Source organism: Pseudomonas laurylsulfatiphila, from assembly GCF_002934665.1.
GTDB classification, from domain to species: Bacteria; Pseudomonadota; Gammaproteobacteria; order Pseudomonadales; family Pseudomonadaceae; genus Aquipseudomonas; species Aquipseudomonas laurylsulfatiphila.
The window spans coordinates 212059-236080 of the sequence record NZ_NIRS01000005.1; the positions used below are offsets into that span (position 1 = coordinate 212059).

Genomic DNA, 24022 nt, shown 5'->3' on the forward strand with positions numbered 1-24022 from the left:
ATCACTCCATGAACAGCCATTTCAAGGCATGGCGTCACAGCCTGGCCTGGACCTTGCCGATGATGGCCCTGCTCGCAGGCTGCACCGGTGGCGACAAGCAACAACCGAAAACCCATGCCCTGGCCACTTACTCCAGCGCTACATGGGAAGCGCTGCCGGCGGTGTCCGACGCCGACCTGGTCGCCGGTTTCGGCTCCTGGCGCAGCGCCTGCACCCGACTCAAGGCCGACCCGGTCTGGGGTGGCACCTGCGCGGCGGCGACCAACGTGCCGCAAACCGCCAGCGACATTCGCGGTTTTCTCAAACAGAACCTCGATGTGTACGGCCTGCGCGCCGCCAACGACAACCCCAACGGCTTGATCACCGGCTACTACGAGCCGGTCTATCCGGGCAGCCTGACCCAGACCAGCATGGCCAATGTCCCGGTCTATGGTGTCCCCGAAGACATGATCATCGTCGCCCTCGACAGCATTTACCCGGAACTCAAGGGCAAACGCCTGCGCGGCCGACTTGAAGGTCGCGTGCTCAAGCCGTACGACGATGCGGCCACCATCGAGAGCAAAGGGGTCAAGGCACCGGTCGTGGCCTGGCTGACCGATCCGATGAATCTGCAGTTCCTGCAAATCCAGGGTTCAGGTCGCATCCAGCTCGATAACGGCCGCCAGTTGCGCATCGCCTATGCCGACCAGAACGGCCATCCGTATCGACCGATCGGCCGCTGGCTGGTGGAACAGGGCGAGTTGAAAAAAGAAGACGTGACCATGGGTGCCATCAGCACCTGGGCCAAGGCCAATCCGTCGCGGATTCCCGAACTGCTCGGCAGCAACCCCAGCTATGTGTTCTTCACCCGTAACCCGGACAGCAACGAAGGGCCGCGCGGCTCGTTGAACGTACCGTTGACCGCCGGTTACAGCGCAGCGGTGGATCGCAAGGTGATTCCACTGGGCAGTCTGCTGTGGTTGTCCACCACCAGACCGGACGGCACAGCCCTGGTTCGCCCCGTAGCAGCGCAGGACACCGGCGGCGCGATTGCCGGCGAAGTCCGGGCGGATCTGTTCTGGGGCACCGGCGATGCAGCCGGGCAACTGGCCGGGGACATGAAACAGCAGGGGCAGATCTGGATGCTCTGGCCCAAAGGTGCGGCGTTGCCGCAAGTGCCGCAGGTGGCGGATGCGATTAAAACCAACCCTTGAGCAACTGATTACTGTAGGAGCCGGCTTGCCGGCGAAGGCGGCGGATTGATCAACGATCATGTCGCCTGACACTCCGCTTTCGCCGGCAAGCCGGCTCCTACAGGTCAATGGTGTCGGCGAAGTTCTTTCAGACTGACACCACAAAGAAACTCACGATCAACGCCATCCCCACGAACCACATCAACGACCGCAGCGCCGCCAGGTCCGCCAGATAGAAAATGATGAAAAGCAGACGGCTGGTGATGAACAACACCGACAACACATTGATGGTCACCAATTCGGCGTTGCCCGCCAGGTGCGCCACGATCACCGCGGCTGCAAACGCCGGCGTCACTTCAAAACTGTTCAGTTGTGCCGCATTTGCCCGCTTGCCCAAACCCTCCAGGGAATCGAGAAACCCACGTGGATCATGATTGTCTTTCAGTCGGAACCCGCCACTGATCTTCGCGACACCCGTGCACAGATACGGCAGGAAGATCGCAATCAAAATGCACCACAGAGCAACCGTCATTACGCAGTCCCTTCTTCAAGTTGTAGAAAATCGAATCCATCAACAGCGATCAAAACTTCATCACCAGTATGCCGATCAGCACCAGCCCACATGCTAAGAGGCGTGGCCCGCCAAAAGGTTCTTTGAGGTAACGCATGCCAAACAGCACCACCAGAATCACGCTGATCTCGCGCAACGCTGCTGCTTCTGCAATCGAGCCCAATTGCATCGCCCACAGCACCAGAGCGTAGCTGAACAACACGCAAAACCCGACCGCCAGGCCCAGGCGCCACTGCTCGCGCCAGAACAGCATGAACGCGGGGCGCTTGCGCACCAATGCCAACAACGGAAACGGCCAGGCGCTGAGCAAGGTGACCCAGACCAGGTAATCCAGAGGATGGGACCAGCGCCGCAAGGCCTGACCGTCGATGTAGGTGTAGCAACCGATGCACAGGCCGATCAACGCCACCACCGGCAGCATCGACCAGGGTAAACGCGCACCGCCACCGCCCTGCCAGAGCAGGCACAGCATGCCGAACGGAATCAGCAGGATTCCGAATATCTGCTGATGGGTCAGCACCTCCCCGGCAAAGATCAGCGTCAGCGCCAGCACCACCAAGGGTGACAGGCCGCGCATCAGCGGATAAACCAGGCCGAGGTCGCCGACCCGATAGGCCTGGATCAGCAAGTAGCGATAGAGCAACTCGAACGCCGCCGAAGCCAGGATCCACGGCCAGATCTCCAGCGGCGGCAGGCTCAGGAACGGCACCATCAGCGCGACAAAGAGCAGCGCCACGCTGTCCATGCAGGCCACCACCAACAGCCGCTCCGCACTGAACTTGATCAGGGTATTCCACGCCGCGTGCAACAGCGCCGCCACCAACACCAACACCGTCGCAAGCACGGCCCACTCCTTTTGTTGTCTACACGATCTCTGTAGGAGCGAGCTTGCTCGCGATGGACGTTAACGCGTGCTGTCTGGATAAACGCGTCGCCTTGACGTCTTTCGCGAGCAAGCTCGCTCCTACAGGAAGCCGGGTAGAGAATTGATTCGCCATATGTCAGCAGCTGTTTATACTGCAAACGACCACGCCGCACTCAGTTGCGCACAGACCAATTCCAATAAAAATCCTGCCCCGCCCGCTATCGTCGAGAACGGTCGTCGGCCTGCGTATGCCTGATCACAGCGTCAAGACTACCGACAGAGACCTTGCGCATGCCACTCGCTTTGCTTGCCCTCGCTGTTGCCGCCTTCGGCATCGGCACCACCGAATTCGTCATCATGGGCCTGTTGCCCGACGTCGCCCGCGATCTCGGCGTCAGCATTCCCGACGCCGGATTGCTGATCACCGGTTACGCCCTTGGCGTGGTGTTCGGTGCACCGATCCTCGCCGTCGGCACCGCCAACATGCCGCGCAAAGCCACCCTGCTGGGCATGACGCTGATGTTCATCCTCGGCAACATGCTCTGCGCACTGGCACCAAACTACGCCACGCTGATGGCCGCGCGGGTGATCACGGCACTCTGCCACGGCGCATTTTTCGGCATCGGTTCGGTGGTGGCTGCCGGACTGGTTGCCCCCAATAAACGGGCCCAGGCGATTGCCATGATGTTCACCGGCCTGACCCTGGCCAACGTGCTCGGCGTGCCATTGGGTACCGCGCTCGGGCAATACGCGGGTTGGCGCTCGACGTTCTGGGCGGTGTCGGTGATCGGTGTGCTCGCCGCGATTGCGCAATGGATCTGGCTGCCGAAAAACATCGCGATGGATAAAGCCAACCTGGCCAGCGAGTTCAAGGTGCTGGGCAAGGCCAACGTGCTGCTGGCCCTGGGCATGAGCGTGCTGGCCTCGACCAGCCTATTCAGTGTGTTTACCTACATCGCGCCGATCCTGCAGGACATCACTGGCGTCAGCCCCCACGGCGTCACCATCATGTTGCTGTTGTTCGGCGTTGGTCTGACCGCCGGCAGCATGCTCGGTGGTCGTCTGGCGGACAGCCGCTTGCTGCCATCGCTGGTGGGCATGGCATTGGCCGTGCTGGTGGTGCTGGCGGCGTTCACACAAACCAGCCAATCGGTGATCCCGGCGGCAATCACACTGGTGCTGTGGGGGACGTTCGCCTTCGCGCTGTGCCCGATCCTGCAACTGCTGATCATCGATCAGGCCCATGAAGCACCGAACCTCGGCTCAACGTTGAACCAGAGTGCGTTCAACCTCGGTAACGCCGCCGGCGCATGGATTGGCGGCCTGGTGGTGGCCAGTGGCGCCGACCTGGCGGACTTGCCCTGGACCGGCGCACTGGTCAGCGGCTTGACCGTGCTGACCGCACTGTTCTTCATCTATCGCCAGCGTCGCGGCGCGGTGGCGTTGAATGTAGCGGGCTGAGCATCACCTTGATGGTTTTTTGATCTTCTGCGGATCAGGTGCTTCGCCCTGATCCGCTGACTCTTTCGGCGGCCCGCTTTCGCTGCGGATCTGCGCATGACTGATCAGCGCGAAAATAAAGCTGCCACCTATGATGTTCCCCGCCAGCGTCGGCCCGGCGAACACCAGCCAGAAGTCCTTCCACGGCAACTCGCCGGCAAACACCAGATACGAAACCTCCAGCGAGCCGACGACGATGTGGGTGAAGTCTCCCAGCGCCATGAGGTAGGTGATGAGGATGATGATCCACATCTTGGCGTTCTCCATGGACGGAATCATCCAGACCATGGTCGCGATCATCCAGCCGGAAACGATGCCCTTGGCGAACATCTGACTGGCGTGATTTTCCATGACCTTGCGGCCGATATCGAGGAAGGCCACGTCGGTCTTGCTGTCGAAAATCGGCAGCTCCAGCATCACATATGCCACCAGCAAGGTGCCGCAGAGGTTACCGATCAGCACCACCGTCCACAGCCGCAGCAGACGGCCGAAGTTGGCCAGGGTCGGTTTGGTCATCACCGGCAGCACAGCGGTCAGGGTGTTTTCGGTGAACAGTTGCTGACGAGCGAGAATTACCGCGAGGAAACCGGCGCAATAACCGAAACTGGCGATCACCTTGAATCCCTCGCCGTCCGGCAGGCGCGAATTGAGCAGGCCCATGCCCATCAGCGACAGGCCCATGGTCAGCCCCGCCGCCAGCGCTGACCACCACAAAGCGGCAATGCTGCGCTCCAGCTCCTGATCGCCCTGGGTGCGAATGATCTCGTGCAACACCGCGGCACGGGGCGGCTGGCTCTTTTCGACTTCGTGCTCTTCTTGCGCCGACAGGTTCGGGGTCTTGCCGTCTTGTGCCGAGTTCATGATGTGCGCAACCAGTGGCGGGCTATTTAGCTACGACACGCGCTATCCGGAGCTGTTCAGTCGTTGCGGCGATGACACCGCTTCCGTAGGAGCTGGCTTGCCAGCGATGGCGATATTGGCACCACCACGGAAATCGCGGCGATGCTATCGCTGGCAAGCCAGCTCCTACAGGGCTCGCATTACGAGCCGGCGTCATCGTCCTGGAACTGGTCTTTGACGTACTTGATCTCGGTCCGGCCGTGGGGCGCCGGCAAGCCGTCTTCACCGAGGTTGACGAAGACCATTTTCTCGACCGTGAGGATGCTCTTGCGGGTGATCTTGTTGCGCACTTCGCAGGTCAGGGTGATCGAGGTACGGCCGAACTCGGTGGCGGTGATGCCCAGTTCGATGATGTCGCCTTGGCGCGAGGCGCTGACGAAGTTGATTTCGGAAATGTACTTGGTCACTACACGCTGGTTGCCCAACTGGACGATGGCGTAGATCGCCGCCTCTTCGTCGATCCAGCGCAACAGGCTGCCGCCGAACAAAGTGCCGTTAGGATTGAGGTCTTCGGGTTTTACCCATTTGCGGGTGTGGAAATTCATGTTCACTCCTGAGCGTCTTGCCGAATGATGCTGACCATCATGGCAGAGCCCGACCCAGAGCTCTATTGAGCATCGACTATGGTCTCGATTACCGTTCGGACATTGACCGACAGAAACGCTTTGGAAGATCAGCATAGCCCGCTATAATCGCCACCGTTTCAAAACGGTCATCATCACTTGATACCGTTTTCCCGCCACCTGTCCGAGGGGCGCTGCAGCAGGTTCGACCTGTCAGGCTCGGATGGGGCGTTGCCTGGCCTTAAGCCAGACACTAAACGCACAACGGCGCCCATTCGCATACATTACGAATGGAGGCTCTTCATGAGCGCTGTTATCACGCCTGCAGATTTTACCGATTACAAAGTCGCCGACATGTCCCTGGCTGCCTGGGGCCGTCGCGAAACCATCATCGCCGAATCCGAAATGCCGGCCCTGATGGGTCTGCGTCGCAAGTACTCCGAAGAGCAACCGCTCAAGGGCGCGAAGATCCTCGGCTGCATCCACATGACCATTCAGACTGCCGTGCTGATCGAAACCCTGGTTGCCCTGGGTGCCGAAGTGCGCTGGTCGTCCTGCAACATTTTCTCGACTCAGGATCAGGCCGCCGCTTCCATCGCCGCTGCCGGCATCCCGGTTTTCGCCTGGAAAGGTGAAACCGAACAAGAGTACGAGTGGTGCCTGGAGCAGACCATCCTCAAGGATGGCCAGCCATGGGACGCCAACATGATCCTCGACGACGGCGGCGACCTGACCGAACTGCTGCACAAGAAGTACCCACAGGTTCTGGATCGCGTTCACGGCGTGACCGAAGAAACCACCACCGGCGTTCACCGCCTGCTGGACATGCTGGCCAAGGGCGAGCTGAAAATCCCGGCCATCAACGTCAACGACTCGGTGACCAAGAGCAAGAACGACAACAAGTACGGCTGCCGTCACAGCCTGAACGATGCCATCAAGCGCGGCACCGACCACCTGCTGTCCGGCAAGCAAGCGCTGGTCATCGGCTACGGTGACGTGGGCAAGGGTTCCGCTCAGTCCCTGCGTCAGGAAGGCATGATCGTCAAGGTTTCCGAAGTCGACCCGATCTGCGCCATGCAAGCCTGCATGGACGGCTTCGAACTGGTTTCGCCGTTCATCGACGGTATCAACAACGGTACCGAAGCAAGCATCGACAAGGCGCTGCTGGGCAAGATCGACCTGATCGTGACCACCACCGGGAACGTCAACGTTTGCGACGCAAACATGCTCAAGGCCCTGAAGAAGCGCGCTGTTGTCTGCAACATCGGTCACTTCGACAACGAAATCGACACCGCTTTCATGCGCAAGAACTGGGCATGGGAAGAAGTGAAGCCACAGGTTCACAAGATCCACCGTACCGGTGCTGGCAATTTCGACCCACAGAACGACGACTACCTGATCCTGCTGGCCGAAGGCCGCCTGGTTAACCTGGGCAACGCCACTGGTCACCCGAGCCGCATCATGGACGGTTCGTTCGCCAACCAGGTTCTGGCGCAGATCTTCCTGTTCGGCCAGAAGTACGCCGACCTGTCGCCAGCCCAGAAAGCCGAGCGCCTGACCGTTGAAGTACTGCCGAAGAAACTCGACGAAGAAGTGGCCCTGGAAATGGTCCGTGGCTTCGGCGGCGTTGTGACTCAACTGACCAAGACCCAGGCCGACTACATCGGCGTGACCGTCGAAGGTCCGTTCAAGCCGCACGCTTACCGCTACTGATAGACGCTGACTGATCGCTCTCTGTAGGAGCTGCCGCAGGCTGCGATCTTTTGACCTTGATTGTCAGGATCAAAAGATCGCAGCCTGCGGCAGCTCCTACAGAAGCCTGCGTCCGGCTTACGTGTTTCCAAGGATATGACCATGTCCCAAGATCGTCGCTACAGCTTCGAGTTCTTCCCTACGAAGACCGATGCTGGGCATGAAAAGCTGCTCGCCACTGCTCGTCAGCTGGCCATCTACAACCCCGATTTCTTCTCCTGCACCTATGGCGCCGGCGGCTCGACCCGTGATCGCACGCTGAACACCGTGTTGCAGCTGGAAAGCGAAGTCAAAATCCCTGCCGCTCCGCATCTGTCCTGCGTAGGCGACAGCAAAGACGACCTGCGCGGCCTGCTGGCCCAGTACAAGGCCGCCGGCATCAAGCGCATCGTCGCCCTGCGCGGTGACCTGCCTTCGGGCATGGGCATGGCCAGTGGCGAAATGCGCCACGCCAATGACCTGGTTGAATTCATTCGTGAAGAAACCGGCGACCATTTCCACATCGAAGTCGCCGCGTACCCGGAAATGCATCCGCAAGCGCGCAACTTCGAAGACGATGTCGCCAACTTCGTGCGCAAAGCCAACGCCGGCGCCGACAGCGCGATCACCCAGTACTTCTTCAACGCCGACTGCTACTTCTACTTCGTGGAACGTGTGCGGGCGTTGGGCGTGGACATCCCGATCGTGCCGGGCATCATGCCGATCACCAACTACAGCAAGCTGGCGCGTTTCTCCGATGCCTGCGGTGCGGAAATCCCGCGCTGGATCCGCAAGCAACTGGAAGCTTACGGCGACGACACCCAGAGCATTCAGCGCTTTGGCGAACAGGTCATCACCGAGATGTGTGAACAACTGCTGCAAGGTGGCGCTCCAGGGCTGCACTTCTACACACTGAACCAGGCTGAAGCGAGCCTGGCGGTGTGGAACAACCTGAAGTTGCCGCGTTAAGCAAAGCAAGATCAAAAGATCGCAGCCTACGACAGCTCCTACAGGAGCTGCTGTAGGCTGCGATCTTTTGCTTCAACGCACTATAAATGTGCGGCAATCCACGGAGTTAGAGCATCTGCGGTGAGTTTCTGGCTCTTTCCGGTTTCTCGTCGTAATCTCAAGCCCATGCCTTTGATCACGCAGTTAATCGCCGTACTTGCCTTCACTTGCCTGAGCTTCGCCGCCCGGGGCGAGAAGTTGCGCATTGTCACGGAGCCGTGGGCGCCTTATGTGTACGATGACAACGGCAAATCACTGGGCCTGGACTACGAAACCACCGCCATTGTCTTCAAGCGCCTGGGCATCGAAGTGGAGTGGCAGTTCCTGCCATGGAAACGCTGCCTGTCGATGCTTGAATCAGGCCAGGCCGACGGCGCGCTGGACATCTTTCACAGCGATGAACGCGATGCGACCCTTCTCTACCCCAGCGAACCACTGTCTGAAGTGCAGTTCGTGTTGTTCTACGCCAATGACCGGCCCCATCCGTTTCGCACCCTTGATGACTTGCGCGGCCTGACCATCGGCATCTCGCCGGGTTACCTGTACAGCAAGGACTTCAGCGACTCCACGTTGTTCACTCGCGAGCCGGCGCCCACCCACGAAGCCAACTTCGGCAAACTGCTGCGCGGGCGGATTGACCTGTTGATTACCGACCGCCGGGTCGGCCAGCATTTGCTCGATGAACTGGGCATCCGCGACAAGATCACCGAAAACCCGACGATCATCAGCCAGCAAAGCCAGTTTCTCGCGGTGCGGCGCAATGCGGGCATGGATCTGCTGGTGCAACGTTTCGGTGCCGAACTCAAACGCTTCAAGCGCGAGCCCGCCTACGCCGAACTGAGTGCCCGCTATGGCGCGGAACCGGCCGTCAACATGAAAACTGAAAAGACCACGGCCGCCACGGAAAAAACCGTTGAGCAGCAGGAAAGCGGCGCGCAGTGATTGCTCTGTTATACTCCGGCCTTCCCGCCAGGCTCACGCCCGGACGCCCGGAATCGTTAAAGGCATCTCAACCCCGCTACTGCGCAGCTTTCAGCCCGCGCGAGCGCTTGCAGACGAGCCTTCGAGACCCAGCAGGACCGGACGGGATTGCGTCCTCTTAAACGCCATTCGCGCCAGGCAAGACTCCCATTGGGCCAAGCCCTAACTAAAACAGGATTACTCATGTCCTTTGCTTCCCTCGGTCTCTCCGAGGCTTTAGTCCGCGCCATCGAGGCAGCGGGCTATACCGAGCCTACTCCGGTGCAACAGCGGGCCATTCCCGCCGTGTTGCAAGGTCGCGACCTGATGGTCGCGGCACAGACAGGTACTGGTAAAACCGGCGGTTTCGCCCTTCCGATCCTGGAGCGGTTGTTCCCCAACGGTCACCCGGACAAATCCCAGCGTCATGGCCCGCGCCAACCGCGCGTACTGGTCCTGACCCCGACTCGCGAACTCGCCGCGCAAGTGCATGAAAGCTTCAAGGTCTATGCCCGTGACCTGAAGTTCGTCAGCGCCTGCATCTTCGGTGGTGTCGGCATGAACCCGCAGGTTCAGGCCATGTCCCGTGGCGTAGACGTGCTGGTGGCCTGCCCTGGCCGCCTGCTCGACCTGGCCGGCCAAGGCAGCGTCGATCTGTCCCACGTGGAAATCCTCGTGCTGGACGAGGCCGACCGCATGCTCGACATGGGCTTCGTCCATGACGTGAAAAAGGTCCTGGCCCGCCTGCCGGCCAAACGTCAGAACCTGCTGTTCTCGGCGACCTTCTCCAAGGACATCACCGACCTCGCCGGCAAGCTGCTGCACAACCCGGAACGCATCGAAGTCACGCCGCCGAACACCACGGTCGAGCGTATCGAACAACGCGTATTCCGTTTGCCGGCCAGCCACAAGCGTGCCTTGCTGGCGCACCTGATCACCGCTGGCGCCTGGGAACAGGTGCTGGTGTTCACCCGCACCAAGCACGGCGCCAACCGCCTGGCCGAGTACCTGGACAAACACGGCCTGAGCGCCGTCGCGATCCACGGCAACAAGAGCCAGAACGCCCGCACCAAAGCCCTGGCCGATTTCAAGGCCGGCACCGTGCGCATCCTGGTGGCCACCGACATCGCCGCCCGCGGCCTGGACATCGACCAGCTGCCACACGTGGTCAACTTCGAACTGCCGAATGTCGATGAAGACTACGTGCACCGTATCGGCCGTACCGGTCGTGCCGGTCGTTCGGGCGAGGCGATTTCGCTGGTCGCCCCGGACGAAGAAAAACTGCTGAAAAGCATCGAACGCATGACCAAGCAGAAAATCGCCGACGGCGACCTGATGGGCTTCGATGCAAGCACCATCGAGGCGGAAAAGCCTGAAGTGCGCGAGCGTCCGGACATGCGCAACCCGCGCAATCCGCGTGGCCCGCGCGGCGACGGTCCGAACGGCAGCGGTGGCGGCGGCGGTCGCAAGGACAAAGGCAAGGACAAGGGCAAGGAAAAACCGGCTGGCGAACGCGGCGAGCGCCCTGCCCGTCAGCAAAAGCCACGTGAAGGCACTCCGGCACGCGAACAGCGTCCGTCGCAGCCTCCTCGTGCCGCCGCCGACCGTGCCCCGGACGAGTTCCTGGACGACGATATCGATAACTTCGGTAACCGCGTCGACTACGTACCGCAGCAGAAACCCGCGCAAGGCCGTGGTCGCCGTCCGGGTGCTCCGCCACAGGGCACCGCCGCAGGCACTCCACGTTCCGGCAAGCCACAAGGTCGCCAGAACGGTCCGCGCAACAGCGATGGCGCCAGCACCGGCACTCCGCCGGCCAAGCGTAGCGGTCCTCGCAGCGGCGCACCGCGCGATGGTCAGGCCCGCCGCGAAGACTCACGCAATCGCCGCCCGGCCCGTGACGACCAGCCTCGTTCGGAACCGGCTGTGCAGAACCCGCGTGGCCCGGCACCGAAGATCATGCACAAGGAATCGAAAGCCGACCGCTTCCCGACACCTGAGCAGCTGGATCAACTGCCAAGCCGTCCTCGTGGTGAAAAACCGGCATTGCTGACCCGCAATCGCTGAGTTATCGCTGCAATAAAAATGCCCCGCGCCGAAAGGTTCGGGGCATTTTTGTTGATGCGGGATCCGCTTTTGTAGGAGCTGCCGCAGGCTGCGATCTTTTGCTCCTGAAAATCAAAAGATCGCAGCCTGCGGCAGCTCCTACAGGGGATTGTGTACGGCAATAAAAAACGCCCGCGCTCAGGGGAGCAGCGGGCGTTTTTTTGTCAGGGGCGAAAATTTATTTCGCTTTGACACCTTCAAACGTAACGTACAGATCCACGGCGTCGGACTGTGGACCCAGGTCCATCATCTTGCCGAAATCGGAACGCTTGATGCTGGTAGTGCCCTCGAAGCCAGCACGGTAGCCGCCCCATGGATCCTTGCCTTCGCCCAGGAAAGTGGCCTTGACCACGACTGGCTTGGTTACGCCCGCAATGGTCAGGTCGCCAGTCACGTCGGCAGTATCTTTGCCGGCGGCGTTTTTGCCAGTGGACTTAACGCTGGTGGACTTGAAAGTAGCCTTGGGGAAATCAGCCACTTTCAGGAAGTCTTTGCTGGAGATGTGCTTGTCACGTTCGGCGTTGTTGGTGAAAACGCTGGCGGTGTTCACGTTGAACTCGATCTTGCTGTCTTCAGGTTTGGCAGCGTCGAAGCTGAATGTGCCATCGATGTCCTTGAAGGTACCGGTGATGTAGCTGTAGCCCAGGTGGCTGATCTTGAAGTTGACGAAGGCGTGCTGGCCTTGCTTGTCGACGGTGTAGTCAGCCGCCATCACGTTGGCGGACAGCAGCGCGGAACCGATTGCCAGAGCGGCGAGAGTCTTTTTCAACATGCTTTGTTTTCCTTGGGAGTCGAGGTTGAACTTCAGGCTTTGCGACCCAGCATGCGCTTGAGGGTCACATCACGATCGATAAAGTGATGCTTCAATGCTGCCAACGCATGGAGGCCGGAAAAAATTACCAGCACCCACGCCAGGTAGAGGTGAATGGCACCGGCGTTATCTGCCTGGTCCGGTAGTCCGGAGATCAGGGCAGGCACTTCAAACCAGTCAAACACCGGAATCCCGACACCTTCTGCGGTGGAAATCAGGTAACCGGCAATCATCACAGCGAACAGGCAGAGATACAGAAAGCCATGGCCGAATTTCGCGCCCAGACGCGTCATGCGGCTGTAACTGCTCAAAGTCGGTGGCGGTGGGCTGACGAATCGCCACAGCACCCGCAACACCATGACGCCCAGCAGGATCAATCCAATGCTCTTGTGCAGATCCGGCCCTGCCTTGCGCCATGGGTCGTAATAGCCGAGGCCAACCATCCACAGGCCAAGGGCGAACAAACCGAACACGGCCAGTGCCACACCCCAGTGCATGAAGATACTGACCCAGCCGTAGCGGGAAGTAGAGTTACGTAGCTGCATTGCCTGGATCCTTGTAATTGCTGGCCCAAGAGTATCGAGTTATCTATCGAATTAAAGCGGAAAAATTTGCTTTGAAATATCGAAAAATACGATCAACAGTCTGAAGCCTGCGAGTTAAGGAAAGATTAAAGTCGAAATTGTGAGAAAAAGTGAATACAAACCAGAGAACACCTGTATCAAAAAATTTATTCGATTCTGGTCCCGGCTTTTTCCAGGCAAAAAAAAGCGCGGCCCTTGAGCCGCGCTTTTTTTACGCCTGAACGTTACTGCGCCTTGGCATCCGTTGCCGGAGTCGCAGCCGGTTTGGCCGCTGGCTTCTTGGCCGGCTCGACTTTCTTGGCGGGTGCCTTGGCCGGGGCTTTTTTCGCCTCGGTCTTGGCGGCTGGTTTCGCCGGAGCTTTCTTGGCTGGCTCGGTTTTTACCGGTGCCGCAGGCTTCGGTGCTTCCACCGGTGCCGACGCCGCGGCCGGGGCTGGCGCCGGAGCAGGTGCTGGCGGTGCAACAGGCTCAGGCGCCTTGACCGGCTCCGGCTTCTTCTCGTCATCAGAGCCGCCGAACAGGTTGCTGAAGAAGTTGCCCTTCTTCGCCGCCACCGCACCAGCGCCCGCCGCAGCGGCGGCCGGAACCACTTTCGCCGGTTCGAATGACTTGCCCGCCGCCAGGTCTTCAACCTGGCTGGCCGCACGCTGACCGGTGCGCAGCGCACCTTCCAGGGTGCCCGGGTACAGGGTGTCGGTGTGCTCACCAGCAAAGGTTACGCGCTGAATCGGGCGCTCCCACAGGCGCCAGAACTTGCTGATCTGGCCCGGGCCGAAGGCCAGGTAGGCACCGCCAGTCGACGGGTCAGTGCTGTAGCGACGGATTTCATAACCGGTGAACGAACCGCGAGCCTGTGGATAGAACGCGTGCAGGCGGATCAACACCTGATCGACCATCTGCTTGTCGCCGAATGCCTGCATCACCCGCGCGTTGTCGCCGGACAGGTTGATCACAACGTTGGCACCGCCCTTCAGGGCAGGCTCGATCCACAACATGCCCAGGCCGGTGTTGCTGTAGATCTCGCCGGACATGCGCGCCTTGCTTTCCCACACAGGCGTCTTGAACTTCAGCATGATCTGGTCGCGCCAGCCGTAGTTGGTGCCCTTGATCGCTGCCAGGTGCTGGGCGTCCAGCGCCGGAGTCATCTGGATCTTGTTCAGTGCGCGCAATGGCACGGCCAACACAACGTAGTCAGCCTGGTAGCCGACGTTGTCGACTTTGACGGTCACGCCGTCCTTGTCCTGGATAATCGCCGAGACCGGGGAATTGGTCTTGATGGTTTTCAGCTGCTTGACCAGGGCCTGGGCCAGCACCGGGCTGCCACCGACCAGGCGCGAAGCACGCAGGTCACGATCGGAGACACCACGGTAGACGCGGCTCTGCTGCGCGAAGTACAGCAGCGACAAGCGCGAAGGTTCGTCGTAGCGGGTACGGATCTGCTGGTTGATCAACTGGCGGGCGGTGGCCGGCAGGTTCTGCTTGTCGAGCCAGCTCGACACGTTGATCTGATCCAGCGCGTGCAGGGTGTTGTTGGCGGCCGGGTTCAGCGGGTCGTCGATCGAACGCGCCAGATCGTCCACGGTCTTGTCGAAGCGCTTGAGCGCCTCGGCGGTGGCCGGTTGTTTGGTCGCCAGATCGGCGGCAGAGAAGTACTCGCCATCGATCAGGTAGCCTGGGGTCCGCACGAAGTCAGGGGCCGGCGTGGTGCTCAGCTTGAAGTTCGATACGTACTTGTTCAGCACCGGCTGGGTCTTGTCGTTGCCGATCCACTCGCTGGTGGCCATGCCGGAACGGCCGCCCAGGCTCGACTTGGCTTCCAGCAGGGTGACCTGCCAGCCCTTGCTCTGCAGCTCGTAGGCGGCAGTCAGGCCCGACAGGCCGCCGCCGATCACGATCGCGGTTTTATCCTTGGCCAGCGCAGACACGCTGAACAGCCCCAACATCACCAGCGCACAGGCGCGCAGCCAACCGACAGACATTCAGCGAACTCCGGAATTACACGAGGAAAACAGCAGTTTTTGCGAGCCAGAAGGCTCAAGAAGCGCGAAGGATACGTCAGCCATCAGGCACCTGCCAGCAACGTCTATCGGCCTGGACAAAGTAGCTCTTTCGACACAATGGGTTGTCCCCGTGGCACGCATTGCATAGGCTTGCCCGATTGTTTGTCCGCGCAGGTAACGGACCACCTCCAGGAGAGTGAAAATGGGCCTGAATAATCAGTGGATGCAACGCGATCTCGCCGTGTTGTGGCATCCCTGCACCCAGATGAAAGATCACGAACAACTGCCGCTGATCCCGATCAAACGCGGGGAAGGCGTGTGGCTGGAAGACTTCGAAGGCAAACGCTACCTCGATGCGGTCAGCTCCTGGTGGGTCAATGTGTTCGGACACGCCAACCCGCGGATCAATCAGCGCATCAAGGATCAGGTCGATCAGCTCGAACATGTGATCCTTGCCGGCTTCAGTCATCAACCGGTGATCGAATTGTCCGAGCGCCTGGTGAAAATGACGCCGGAAGGCCTGACCCGGTGCTTCTACGCCGATAACGGCTCGTCCTGCATCGAAGTCGCGCTGAAAATGAGCTTTCACTACTGGCTCAATTGCGGTCAGCCGAACAAGAAGCGCTTCGTCACTCTGACCAACAGCTACCACGGCGAAACCATGGCGGCGATGTCGGTGGGCGACGTGCCGCTGTTCACCGAGACCTACAAGGCGCTGTTGATGGACACCATCAAAGTGCCGAGCCCGGACTGCTACCAGCGTCCCGCGGGCATGAGCTGGGAAGAACATTCGCGCAATATGTTCGCCGCGATGGAACAGACCCTGGCCGAGAACCATGACAGCGTGGCTGCAGTCATTGTCGAGCCGCTGATCCAGGGGGCCGGTGGCATGCGCATGTACCACCCGGTGTACCTCAAGCTGCTGCGCGAAGCCTGCGACCGCTACGGCGTGCACCTGATCCACGACGAAATCGCCGTCGGCTTCGGCCGCACCGGGACGATGTTCGCCTGTGAACAGGCCGGTATCCGTCCGGACTTCCTGTGCCTGTCCAAGGCCCTGACCGGCGGCTATCTGCCACTGGCGGCGTGCATGACCACAGACGAAGTCTACAGCGCCTTCTACGACGACTACCCGACCCTGCGCGCCTTCCTGCACTCCCACAGCTACACCGGCAACCCGCTGGCGTGCGCCGCGGCCCTGGCGACGCTGGACATCTTCGAAGAAGACAACGTCATCGAGAACAACAAGGCCCTGGCGCAGCGCATGGCTTCCTCCACCGCGCACCTGGTCGATCACCCGAATGTTTCCGAAGTGCGTCAGACCGGCATGGTGCTGGCCATCGAGATGGTCAAGGACAAAGCCAGCAAAGAGGCTTACCCGTGGCAGGAACGCCGTGGCCTGAAGGTGTTCCAGCACGCCCTGGAGCGCGGTGCTTTACTGCGTCCATTGGGCAGCGTGGTGTATTTCCTGCCGCCGTACGTGATCACCCCGGAGCAGATCGACTTCCTGGCCGAAGTGGCCAGCGAAGGCATCGACATTGCCACCCGTGACAGTGTCAGCGTGGCGGTGCCGAAGGACTTCCATCCGGGGTTCCGTGATCCGGGTTGATTGTTTTCACCCGACCTTCTGTGGTGCCTGGTCTGCCGCTATCGCTGGCAAGCCAGCTCCTACAGGTCAGGGTTGTATAAAAGATTTGCGGTGGCCCGTTCCTTGTAGGAGCTGGCTTGCCGGCGATAAGGTCGGCACGACCTTCTGATGATTTGCACTTTTCCAGAGACCCCGCATGAGACTGTCCCGCTTCTTCATCGACGCCCCCTTGAGCACCGGCGAGCACGAATTGCCCGAAGCCCAGGCCCATTACATCAGCCGCGTACTGCGCATGGCCGAGGGCGATGCGTTGCAATTGTTCGACGGCTCGGGCCAGGAGTTTCGCGCCAGGCTGGTCGAAGTCGGCAAAAAACGCGTCGTGGTGCAGATCGATGAAAGCTTCGCCGGGCAGATCGAATCGCCGTTGCAAATCCATCTCGGCCAGGGCCTTTCCCGAGGCGAGCGCATGGACTGGGCGATTCAGAAAGCCACGGAACTGGGCGTCAGCGAAATCACCCCGATCTTCACCGAACGCTGCGAAGTCCGGCTCAAGGACGAGCGCGCCGACAAACGCTTGCTGCACTGGCGTCAGGTGGCGATCAGCGCTTGCGAGCAATGCGGCCGTTCACGGGTACCGGTGATTCATCCACCACTATTGCTGGCTGACTGGTTGAAGCAGACGCAAGCCGAGTTGAAGCTGGTGCTGCACCCGGTGGCCGAGCCGCTGGTGAGCCATGCCAAACCTTCAAGTCTGGCATTCCTGATCGGTCCGGAGGGTGGTTTGTCCGATGCCGAAGTCGATCAGGCCAAGGCCGGCGGCTTCCACGCCGCCCGCCTCGGTCCACGGGTACTGCGCACCGAAACCGCGCCGGTGGTGGCGTTGGCGGTGGCCCAGCAACTCTGGGGGGATTTCTAAAAAGATCGCAGCCTGCGGCAGCTCCTACAGGATGTACGCCATCCAATTGTAAGAGCTGCCGCAGGCTGCGATCTTTTGCATTTACTGCACCGGATCACTCACCGGTTTGGCAATGATCGCCTTGAGTTCGCTGGTCATCGGGAACTCAAGGTTCAAACCCTTCGGCGGGATCGGCTGCTCGAACCAGCGTTTGTAGATGCCATTGATCTGACCCGAGCTGTACAGATCCGCCAACGCACCGTTGACCAGCGCCAGGAACTGCGGATCGTCCTTGCGCACCATGCAGCTGTAGATCTCCCGCGATTGCTCCTCCCCGACCACCACCCATTTGTGCGGGTCGTTGGCCTTTGCGCGCTCGCCATAGAGCAGCGCGTCGTCCATGTAGAACGCCACCGCCCGGCCCGACTGCAGCATCTGGAAGGCTTCGCCGTGGTCCTTGGCGCTGATCACGAACATGTCGATCTTGTGATCGACGTTGTAGCTTTTCAGGAAGCGCTCATTGGTGGTGCCGGCGGTGGTCACCACGTTCTTGCCGCGCAGGTCAGCGAAGCTCTTGATCCCGCTGTCCTTCGCGGTCAGCAACTGGCCTTTGACGTAGATGAAACCATAAGAAAACGCCACCTGCTTCTGTCGTTCGGCGGTCACGCCTGTGGAGCCGCACTCCAGGTCCACGGTGCCGTTTTGCACCAGTGGAATACGGGTCTGCGAGGTCACCAGGTTGTACTTCACCTTCAAGTCCGGCAGCGCCAGTTGCTGCTGGATGCGCTCGACGATCTTGCCCGCCAGATCCACCGAGTAACCCATCGGCTTGCCGCTGTGATCGCCCACGTAGGAGAACGGCACCGAAGCATCGCGATAGCCCAAGGTGATGCTGTTGGCGCTGGCGATTTTGCTCAGGGTGCCGGTCAAGGGCGCTTCATTGGCCTGAACCTGACTGCCGAGCAACAGGCCAAGCGTACAAGCGAGCAACGTGATTTTTTGCATTGTTATTCTCCGTTGTGGGTGTTGGTTTATCAGACGCGTGCAGCGATGACGGTGATTTCCACCAGCACCTGCGGGCGGGCCAGTTCGGCCTGCACGGTGGTGCGGCTCGGTGCCTGCCCCGGCGATAGCCAGGCCGACCAGACCTCGTTCATCGCAGCGAAATCCTCGGTGATGTTCTTCAGGTAAATGGTCGCACTGAGCAGATGATCCTTGTCGCTGCCCGCCTCGACCAGCAAGGTATCGATTTTCGCCAGCACTTCGCGGGTCTGGCCGCTGGCATCCCGGGCATCGCCCGGCACTTGCCCGGAAAGAAACACCAGGTCGCCAAAGGTCACGGCGCCAGACAGGCGCGGGTTGCTGTGCAGTCGGGTAATGGTCATTGCAGTGTCCTCTTCAGAAATCAGTATTCAGTATTCAGGCGGCCCGGTGGCTGAAACCCTGAAGGTCAATGGATGGCTGGCGCTCGCCGATCAACTCGCTGAGCAAGCGCCCGCTGCCGCATGCCAGGGTGAAACCCAGCGCGCCGTGGCCGAGGTTGAGCCACAGGTTGCGATACGCCGTCGCGCCCAGCAACGGCACGCCGCTAGGGGTGGCCGGGCGCATGCCAGCCCACTCGACGGCTTCGTCATAGGCGCCGGCATTTGGAAAGGTGTCATGGGCCTGACGCTTGATCAGTGCCAGGCGCTTGGGGTCCAAAGCAGGGTCGAAGCCGACAATGTCGACCATTGCCGCCACTCGCAATTGCTTGCCGATGCGCGCATAGACGATCTTGCGGTCGTAGTCGGTGATGCTCACGTCCGGCGCCCGGTGACCGGCGCCGATCGGCACGGTCAGGCTGTAGCCCTTGAGCGGGTAAAGTGGCAGTTGCAGCCCGGGAAGCGCCAACAGCGGGCTGCGGTGACCGGCGGCGATCACCAGTTGATCGACCGACAGCACTTGCTCGCCCAGTTCGATGGCGTTGACGCTGCCGTTGCTGTGGCGGATGCCGGTTACCGCTTGCCCGAGACGAAACTCGCAACGGCCGGATGCTTGCAGCCGGGCGGCCAGTTGCTGGCAAAAACCGTGGCAGTCGCCCACCTCTTCGTCCGGGGTGTAGATCGCCCCGACAAAGGGCGCATCGATCAGCGCCGGTTCCAGTTGCGCGCATTCGGCCGGCGACAGCACCTGCTGTTGCTGCGGGTCGGCCAGGCTCTGGCGCGCACGCTCAAAGCTGCTGCTCTGGCGGAAGGTCACCAGTTTGCCATTGCGCCGCCATTGGAATCCCGTCAGCCCATCGCCCTCGCGCCAGGACTTCAATGTGTCCTGGCTGAACAGCGCCAGGCGCAGCAAGTGCGCGGCGTTCTCGCGGTTGACCGAGCGGCGGCAGGCGCCGAGGAACGATGCCATCCAGCGCCACTGGGCCGGGTCAAAGCGCGGGCGCAGCTTCAACGGTGAGTCACCGCGCAGCATCCAGCCTATGGCTTGCAAAGGCACACCGGCGTCGGCCAGGGGCGCGACATAGCGATAGGACAACTGGCCGCCGTTGGCGAAGCTGGTTTCGCTGCCCAGCGAGTCCCGTGCCTCGACCACCGTCACCTCAAAGCCGTCGCGCACCAGCGCATAGGCCGTTGCCAGGCCAATCACACCGCCACCGATGATGCACACACGCTGAGCCATGTCCGTCCTTAAAACCGTTGTGAAGACGAGGCCAAGGTTAGAGCCAGGTGACAGACGTTGAACAATGCATAAAGATGGCAAACCCATAAACAAAGGTTATGGACTTGCCATGCGCCTTCGCCATATCGAGATTTTCCAGGCCATCCGCCAGACCGGTTCGATCAGCGCTGCTGCGCAATTGCTGCACGTCTCGCAGCCAGCGGTGAGCAAGGTGTTGCAGCACGCCGAGCAACAATTGGGTTTCCCGCTGTTCCTGCGGGTACGCGGCAAGTTGCAGGCGACGCCGGAAGCGCTGGAACTGGAGCGTGAAGTGGACAAGGTCAGCGAAAGCCTGCAAGGCGTGCGACGCCTGGCGCAGAGCTTGCGCCGCGAACCGGGCCACAGCCTGCGCATCGGTGCCACCCCGGCGCTGGCCCTGTCATTGCTGCCGCCGGCCATTCACGAATGGACCGGGCGTTACCCGGACATCGCTTGCGAACTCTCCAGCGCCCACAGTCGCGAACTGGTGCAGAACCTGTTGATGCGCGAAGTGGATGTCGCCCTGACCCTGCAACGCCCGGATCATCCAGGACTCAAGGCCCAGGCGCTGGCGTCCGGCGTGCTGGTGGCGCTGGCGCCGAGTGGTTACTGGTCTCAGGAAGAGGTGGGTAAACCGTTGCCGCTGATGGCGCTGGCGGATGCGCCGCTGATCGGTTTATCCAGCGCCGATCCATTGGCAGCGCGGCTCGACAGTTACCTGGAAGCGGTCGAACCGCCGCCCCGGGTACGCATCGCCGTGCAAACCTACTCACTGGCACGGGCGATGGTGGAATCCGGCGCGGGCCTGGCGGTGATCGATCCGTTCACCGCCCTTGGCGCCTCTCCCGCCAACACAATGATCCGCCCTCTGGCACCGCCGTTACCCATCACCCTGTACGCAGTGACCCGTGCCGCCGAACCGCCGCCACACACCTTGAACGACCTGTTGCAGGTATTCAGCCGCCGAGCCCGGGAGCAACTGGATCGGCTGGCCCCGGTACAGCCTTAAAGGACATAAAAGAAAATCGCCACAAAGTGCAGCAAGCTCCCGGCGATCACGAACAAATGCCAGATCCCGTGGGCATGCCGCAGGCGATGATCAAGGGCAAAAAAGATTATCCCCACCGTGTACAACACCCCGCCCGAGGCCAGCCAGGCAAATCCGGCGGCGCCCAGCGCCGCGAGCAGCGGCTTGACCGCCACCAGCACAATCCAGCCCATCACCGCATAAATCACGATCGACAGAATCCGCGCCTCCGAACGCGGCTTGATCTCTTGCAGGATGCCGATCAGCGCCAGCCCCCAGACAATCCCGAACAAGGTCCAGCCCCACGGCCCGCGCAGGGTCACCAGGCAGAACGGCGTGTAGCTGCCGGCGATCAACAGGTAGATCGAGAAGTGATCGACCTTCTGCATGATCGCTTTCTTGCGCCCGCGCACGCTGTGGTACACGGTCGATGCGCTGTAAAGCACCAGCAAGGTAAAGGCGTAGATCGCCATGCTGACAATCTTCCACGGACTGCCGTCGAGACTGGCCAGCACAATGAGCCACACCCCGCCGATAAACGCCGCCACCGCCCCGGCCAGATGCGTCCAGGCGTTCAGTCTTTCTCCGTGATACATCGATTACTCACCTTAAAAATGGTTACCGCAAAACAAGGCTCAAGCCTTGAGCGTAAAAGTGCAATGTTTCCGTACGTCACGATTCCTGTAGGAGCTGCCGAAGGCTCGGGCCGCGTTCGGACGATCTTTTGATCTTCAACGTCAAAAGATCGCAGCCTTCGGCAGCTCCTACAACGCTCAGTGTTTAATGGGCACAATTGACCGATACCAAAGAGAGTCCGCCCCATGCTGATCGATGAAGAGTTGACCCTGAAAAAACTCGAGGTGTTCCTGGCCTTCATGCGCACCGGCAACCTGGCACGCGCCGCCGCCGAATTGCAGACCAGCAACGTCAGCGTGCATCGGGCGATCCACTCCCTGGAAAGCGCCCTGCGCTGCCCGTTGTTCAAGCACGAAGGCCGCAACCTCACACCGCTGGAAAGCGCTTACGTGCTGGAAGAGCGGGCGCAGAAGCTGATTCAGGATGTCGTCGAAAGCGTGCGCCTGACCCGGGAGGCTGCCGGGTTCTCGGCCGAGCGTTTCAAGTTGGGATCGCTGTATTCGCTGACGGTGAAGACCGTACCGCAACTGATCATGGGCCTGAAAATCCGCCGCAGCGAACTCAACATCGACCTGATTCTGGGCTCCAACATCGACCTGCTCTACAAGCTCAAGAACATGGAAGTCGATGCGATCCTGGTGTCGCTGGACGACAGCGTCAACGACCCGGACTGCGAACAGATCCCGCTGTTTTCCGACGACATCTTCCTCGCCACACCCGCCGACTCGAAGTTTGCCCAGCGAACTGAAGTCGACCTGGCCGAGGTCCGCGACGAAACCTTCATCACCCTGACCCAGGGCTTCGCCACCCACCAGGACGGCAAGCGGGTGTTCGAGCAGGCAGGGTTCGAGCCGAAGGTGGCGATGCAGGTCAACGACATCTTCACCCTGCTGAGCATGGTCAGTTCGGGCGTAGGGTATGCGTTGCTGCCGGGGCGTATTGCTGCGGTGTACGAGAACCGGGTGAAGCTGATCCCGTTGCAGGAAAAGTACCGTTTGCAGCAACACATTGGCGTGGTGTTCCTGAAGGCCAAGGAGCGTGATCCGAACCTGCTGGCGTTGCTGGCGGAGTGCCGGATGTATGCCAATCGGCAAGTCTGAAACCGTGTCGCACCTATCGCCGGCAAGCCGGCTCCTACAAGGGCTGCGTCAATCCTGTAGGAGCCGGCTTGCCGGCGATGGCGTCGGTACGGTCAGCCCACAATCCCGCGAACAATGAAGAACAACAGCGAAGGCCCGAGCAAGCAGCCAAGCCCGGTGTGGAAGGTCGCGGTCAACGCGCCATAAGGCACCAACCGCCGGTCCGTCGCCGCCAAGCCGGCGGTCACACCACTGACAGTCCCGGCCAGCCCGCCGAACACCATCGCCGAACGCGGGTTGTCCAGGCCCATCCAGCGCGCCGCCATCGGCGTGCCGACCATCACCAGGATCGCCTTGATCAGGCCGGTGGCAATCGACAGCGCCACCACATCGGAACTGGCGCCAATCGCGGCTCCGGTCACTGGGCCGACGATGTAAGTCACCGCACCGGCGCCAATGGTGGTCATGCTCACCGCATCGCGGTAACCGAATGCCCAGGCCATGCACGCACCGACAATGAACGGCAGCACCGTGCCCAACAGCAGCGCGATCACGCCGATCAAACCGGCCTTTTTCGCTTCCGTGGCCTGCACCTCGAATGCCGTGGCGACGATGGCGAAGTCCCGCAGCATGGCGCCGCCCATCAACCCGATACCGGAAAACAGCGTCAAGTCCGCCAGGCCCTTTTGCCCGCCGGTCATCGTTCCGCCAACCCAGGCCAGTACCAGGCCGATGACGATGGCAATCGCCGAACCGTGGATGCGTCCGAAGGTCAGGCGTTTGGAGATCACCACTGACACCCACATGATCACGCCGACGAAGGCGAATGCGGTGACCAGACCGTTGTGTTCCAGACCGTTCTTGATCAAATCCCACATATCAGCGACCTCCTGCCGGTGCGCCAACCTGCGTTACATCCGCCGGTTCATCGGGCAAGGGTTCGCCTTTGTGGGTCCGGCTGATCAGGGCAATGGTGCAACCGCAAACCACCACCGAACCGATCGCCGCCAGCACCGCCACCGGACCACCGTGCAGCGCCGTGACCACGTTTTGTTGCGCCGCCATCGCCACTACCACCGGGATGTACATCGCGCCCCAGAAGCCGACGCCCATCTCGCACTCCCGGGTCATGCCGCCACGCCTGTGCATCCACAACCGTGCGCAAATCAGCAGGATCATCGCGATCCCGACACCGCCGACGTTTGATTTCACGCCCAGCAACACCCCGAGCATGTCACCCATGATCACCCCTGCCAGCGTACAGATCGCCAACAGCGCCACACCGTAAATAATCATTGTCGTATTCCTCAAAGTGCATTTCGAATGTTGTTTTTGTTGTTCGAAGCC

The 24022-nt window shown here is 60.8% G+C and carries 23 protein-coding genes and 1 riboswitch; of the genes, 10 read left to right on the forward strand and 13 right to left on the reverse strand.

All coding sequences use genetic code 11. The features are described from left to right. Positions 1-8: 8 nt before the first annotated feature. The gene (gene mltA, locus CD175_RS19415; RefSeq protein WP_104450105.1) at positions 9-1193 is read left to right on the forward strand and encodes a murein transglycosylase A; all 1185 of its coding nucleotides are present in this window, start codon (positions 9-11) and stop codon (positions 1191-1193) included. Positions 1194-1320: 127 nt separating this feature from the next. On the opposite strand, the gene CD175_RS19420 is transcribed toward mltA, so the two are convergent. Both CD175_RS19420 and CD175_RS19425 read right to left on the reverse strand, forming a co-directional pair. Further along, a complete protein-coding gene (locus CD175_RS19420; protein WP_007975455.1) occupies positions 1321-1704 on the reverse strand; it encodes an MAPEG family protein in 384 nt (127 codons plus the stop codon). Positions 1705-1753: 49 nt separating this feature from the next. Then, entirely contained in the window at positions 1754-2587 is an 834-nt protein-coding gene (locus tag CD175_RS19425) for an EamA family transporter (RefSeq protein ID WP_104450106.1), read from the reverse strand. Between the two features lie 312 nt (positions 2588-2899). Here CD175_RS19425 and CD175_RS19430 point away from each other — a divergent pair, with 312 nt between their 5' ends. Continuing rightward, positions 2900-4069, forward strand: coding sequence for an MFS transporter (locus tag CD175_RS19430; RefSeq protein WP_104450107.1), 1170 nt, complete (start codon positions 2900-2902; stop codon positions 4067-4069). A gap of 3 nt (positions 4070-4072) precedes the next feature. On the opposite strand, the gene CD175_RS19435 is transcribed toward CD175_RS19430, so the two are convergent. Next, positions 4073-4969: a formate/nitrite transporter family protein gene (locus CD175_RS19435; protein WP_104450108.1), complete on the reverse strand. Its 897-nt coding sequence runs from the start codon at positions 4967-4969 to the stop codon at positions 4073-4075. 179 nt (positions 4970-5148) lie between these two features. Next, positions 5149-5553 carry an acyl-CoA thioesterase gene (locus tag CD175_RS19440; RefSeq protein ID WP_102699934.1) on the reverse strand — a complete coding sequence of 135 codons (405 nt, stop codon included), beginning with the start codon at positions 5551-5553 and terminating at the stop codon, positions 5149-5151. A gap of 198 nt (positions 5554-5751) precedes the next feature. Beyond that, a riboswitch (S-adenosyl-L-homocysteine riboswitch) is annotated at positions 5752-5851 on the forward strand. Positions 5852-5874: 23 nt separating this feature from the next. Between CD175_RS19440 and ahcY the strand changes: the two genes are divergently transcribed. The 4 genes from ahcY to CD175_RS19460 all read left to right on the forward strand — a co-directional run bounded on the left by ahcY (position 5875) and on the right by CD175_RS19460 (position 11337). After that, on the forward strand, positions 5875-7284 hold the full coding sequence (gene ahcY / locus CD175_RS19445; RefSeq protein WP_104450109.1) for an adenosylhomocysteinase: 1410 nt from the start codon (positions 5875-5877) through the stop codon (positions 7282-7284). 141 nt (positions 7285-7425) lie between these two features. Beyond that, positions 7426-8271 (forward strand): methylenetetrahydrofolate reductase [NAD(P)H], encoded by an 846-nt coding sequence (gene metF / locus CD175_RS19450; protein ID WP_104450110.1) that lies wholly within the window; start codon positions 7426-7428, stop codon positions 8269-8271. 165 nt (positions 8272-8436) lie between these two features. Then, positions 8437-9252: a substrate-binding periplasmic protein gene (locus CD175_RS19455; RefSeq protein WP_104450111.1), complete on the forward strand. Its 816-nt coding sequence runs from the start codon at positions 8437-8439 to the stop codon at positions 9250-9252. A 222-nt stretch (positions 9253-9474) separates the two neighbouring features. Then, positions 9475-11337, forward strand: a complete 1863-nt coding sequence (locus CD175_RS19460; protein ID WP_104450112.1) for an RNA helicase RhlE2 — start codon at positions 9475-9477, stop codon at positions 11335-11337. Between the two features lie 217 nt (positions 11338-11554). Here CD175_RS19460 and CD175_RS19465 read toward each other — a convergent pair whose 3' ends face one another. The 3 genes from CD175_RS19465 to CD175_RS19475 all read right to left on the reverse strand — a co-directional run bounded on the left by CD175_RS19465 (position 11555) and on the right by CD175_RS19475 (position 14750). Further along, a complete protein-coding gene (locus CD175_RS19465; protein WP_104450113.1) occupies positions 11555-12148 on the reverse strand; it encodes a YceI family protein in 594 nt (197 codons plus the stop codon). A 32-nt stretch (positions 12149-12180) separates the two neighbouring features. Continuing rightward, on the reverse strand, positions 12181-12732 hold the full coding sequence (locus CD175_RS19470) for a cytochrome b (RefSeq protein WP_104450114.1): 552 nt from the start codon (positions 12730-12732) through the stop codon (positions 12181-12183). A gap of 263 nt (positions 12733-12995) precedes the next feature. Further along, the gene (locus CD175_RS19475; protein ID WP_104450115.1) at positions 12996-14750 is read right to left on the reverse strand and encodes a flavin monoamine oxidase family protein; all 1755 of its coding nucleotides are present in this window, start codon (positions 14748-14750) and stop codon (positions 12996-12998) included. Positions 14751-14973: 223 nt separating this feature from the next. Between CD175_RS19475 and CD175_RS19480 the strand changes: the two genes are divergently transcribed. Together CD175_RS19480 and CD175_RS19485 are read left to right on the forward strand one after the other, a co-directional pair. Next, complete coding sequence (locus CD175_RS19480; RefSeq protein WP_104450116.1) at positions 14974-16380, forward strand: adenosylmethionine--8-amino-7-oxononanoate transaminase; 1407 nt, start codon at positions 14974-14976, stop codon at positions 16378-16380. Between the two features lie 175 nt (positions 16381-16555). Continuing rightward, positions 16556-17275: a 16S rRNA (uracil(1498)-N(3))-methyltransferase gene (locus tag CD175_RS19485; protein WP_095964181.1), complete on the forward strand. Its 720-nt coding sequence runs from the start codon at positions 16556-16558 to the stop codon at positions 17273-17275. Between the two features lie 81 nt (positions 17276-17356). On the opposite strand, the gene CD175_RS19490 is transcribed toward CD175_RS19485, so the two are convergent. From CD175_RS19490 to CD175_RS19500, 3 genes are read right to left on the reverse strand one after another with little or no spacing between them, the layout of a single operon-like run. Next, positions 17357-18259, reverse strand: coding sequence for a transporter substrate-binding domain-containing protein (locus CD175_RS19490; RefSeq protein WP_104450117.1), 903 nt, complete (start codon positions 18257-18259; stop codon positions 17357-17359). Positions 18260-18288: 29 nt separating this feature from the next. Next, positions 18289-18639, reverse strand: coding sequence for a RidA family protein (locus CD175_RS19495; protein WP_104450118.1), 351 nt, complete (start codon positions 18637-18639; stop codon positions 18289-18291). A 34-nt stretch (positions 18640-18673) separates the two neighbouring features. Then, complete coding sequence (locus CD175_RS19500) at positions 18674-19915, reverse strand: D-amino acid dehydrogenase (RefSeq protein ID WP_104450119.1); 1242 nt, start codon at positions 19913-19915, stop codon at positions 18674-18676. A gap of 109 nt (positions 19916-20024) precedes the next feature. On the opposite strand from CD175_RS19500, the gene CD175_RS19505 reads away from it, so the two are divergent. Further along, positions 20025-20942, forward strand: coding sequence for a LysR family transcriptional regulator (locus CD175_RS19505; protein WP_104450120.1), 918 nt, complete (start codon positions 20025-20027; stop codon positions 20940-20942). Here the strand turns inward: CD175_RS19505 and trhA are convergent. After that, a complete protein-coding gene (gene trhA / locus CD175_RS19510; protein WP_104450121.1) occupies positions 20939-21556 on the reverse strand; it encodes a PAQR family membrane homeostasis protein TrhA in 618 nt (205 codons plus the stop codon). The genes CD175_RS19505 and trhA overlap by 4 nt on opposite strands. Positions 21557-21781: 225 nt before the next feature. Here trhA and CD175_RS19515 point away from each other — a divergent pair, with 225 nt between their 5' ends. Continuing rightward, positions 21782-22696: a LysR family transcriptional regulator gene (locus tag CD175_RS19515; protein WP_104450122.1), complete on the forward strand. Its 915-nt coding sequence runs from the start codon at positions 21782-21784 to the stop codon at positions 22694-22696. 92 nt (positions 22697-22788) lie between these two features. Here the strand turns inward: CD175_RS19515 and madM are convergent, their stop codons facing one another. Beyond that, entirely contained in the window at positions 22789-23553 is a 765-nt protein-coding gene (madM, locus tag CD175_RS19520) for a malonate transporter subunit MadM (RefSeq protein ID WP_103396750.1), read from the reverse strand. Position 23554: 1 nt separating this feature from the next. Next, on the reverse strand, positions 23555-23971 hold the full coding sequence (gene madL, locus CD175_RS19525) for a malonate transporter subunit MadL (protein ID WP_008050285.1): 417 nt from the start codon (positions 23969-23971) through the stop codon (positions 23555-23557). Positions 23972-24022: the final 51 nt, after the last annotated feature.

Excerpts from the sequence above, each read along its gene's own strand:
- mltA (WP_104450105.1), top strand. The coding sequence starts at position 9 with ATGAACAGCCATTTCAAGGCATGGCGTCACAGCCTGGCCTGGACCTTG.
- CD175_RS19420 (WP_007975455.1), bottom strand. The coding sequence starts at position 1,704 with ATGACGGTTGCTCTGTGGTGCATTTTGATTGCGATCTTCCTGCCGTAT.
- CD175_RS19430 (WP_104450107.1), top strand. The coding sequence starts at position 2,900 with ATGCCACTCGCTTTGCTTGCCCTCGCTGTTGCCGCCTTCGGCATCGGC.
- CD175_RS19435 (WP_104450108.1), bottom strand. The coding sequence starts at position 4,969 with ATGAACTCGGCACAAGACGGCAAGACCCCGAACCTGTCGGCGCAAGAA.
- CD175_RS19440 (WP_102699934.1), bottom strand. The coding sequence starts at position 5,553 with ATGAATTTCCACACCCGCAAATGGGTAAAACCCGAAGACCTCAATCCT.
- ahcY (WP_104450109.1), top strand. The coding sequence starts at position 5,875 with ATGAGCGCTGTTATCACGCCTGCAGATTTTACCGATTACAAAGTCGCC.
- metF (WP_104450110.1), top strand. The coding sequence starts at position 7,426 with ATGTCCCAAGATCGTCGCTACAGCTTCGAGTTCTTCCCTACGAAGACC.
- CD175_RS19455 (WP_104450111.1), top strand. The coding sequence starts at position 8,437 with ATGCCTTTGATCACGCAGTTAATCGCCGTACTTGCCTTCACTTGCCTG.
- CD175_RS19460 (WP_104450112.1), top strand. The coding sequence starts at position 9,475 with ATGTCCTTTGCTTCCCTCGGTCTCTCCGAGGCTTTAGTCCGCGCCATC.
- CD175_RS19465 (WP_104450113.1), bottom strand. The coding sequence starts at position 12,148 with ATGTTGAAAAAGACTCTCGCCGCTCTGGCAATCGGTTCCGCGCTGCTG.
- CD175_RS19470 (WP_104450114.1), bottom strand. The coding sequence starts at position 12,732 with ATGCAGCTACGTAACTCTACTTCCCGCTACGGCTGGGTCAGTATCTTC.
- CD175_RS19475 (WP_104450115.1), bottom strand. The coding sequence starts at position 14,750 with ATGTCTGTCGGTTGGCTGCGCGCCTGTGCGCTGGTGATGTTGGGGCTG.
- CD175_RS19480 (WP_104450116.1), top strand. The coding sequence starts at position 14,974 with ATGGGCCTGAATAATCAGTGGATGCAACGCGATCTCGCCGTGTTGTGG.
- CD175_RS19485 (WP_095964181.1), top strand. The coding sequence starts at position 16,556 with ATGAGACTGTCCCGCTTCTTCATCGACGCCCCCTTGAGCACCGGCGAG.
- CD175_RS19490 (WP_104450117.1), bottom strand. The coding sequence starts at position 18,259 with ATGCAAAAAATCACGTTGCTCGCTTGTACGCTTGGCCTGTTGCTCGGC.
- CD175_RS19495 (WP_104450118.1), bottom strand. The coding sequence starts at position 18,639 with ATGACCATTACCCGACTGCACAGCAACCCGCGCCTGTCTGGCGCCGTG.
- CD175_RS19500 (WP_104450119.1), bottom strand. The coding sequence starts at position 19,915 with ATGGCTCAGCGTGTGTGCATCATCGGTGGCGGTGTGATTGGCCTGGCA.
- CD175_RS19505 (WP_104450120.1), top strand. The coding sequence starts at position 20,025 with ATGCGCCTTCGCCATATCGAGATTTTCCAGGCCATCCGCCAGACCGGT.
- trhA (WP_104450121.1), bottom strand. The coding sequence starts at position 21,556 with ATGTATCACGGAGAAAGACTGAACGCCTGGACGCATCTGGCCGGGGCG.
- CD175_RS19515 (WP_104450122.1), top strand. The coding sequence starts at position 21,782 with ATGCTGATCGATGAAGAGTTGACCCTGAAAAAACTCGAGGTGTTCCTG.
- madM (WP_103396750.1), bottom strand. The coding sequence starts at position 23,553 with ATGTGGGATTTGATCAAGAACGGTCTGGAACACAACGGTCTGGTCACC.
- madL (WP_008050285.1), bottom strand. The coding sequence starts at position 23,971 with ATGATTATTTACGGTGTGGCGCTGTTGGCGATCTGTACGCTGGCAGGG.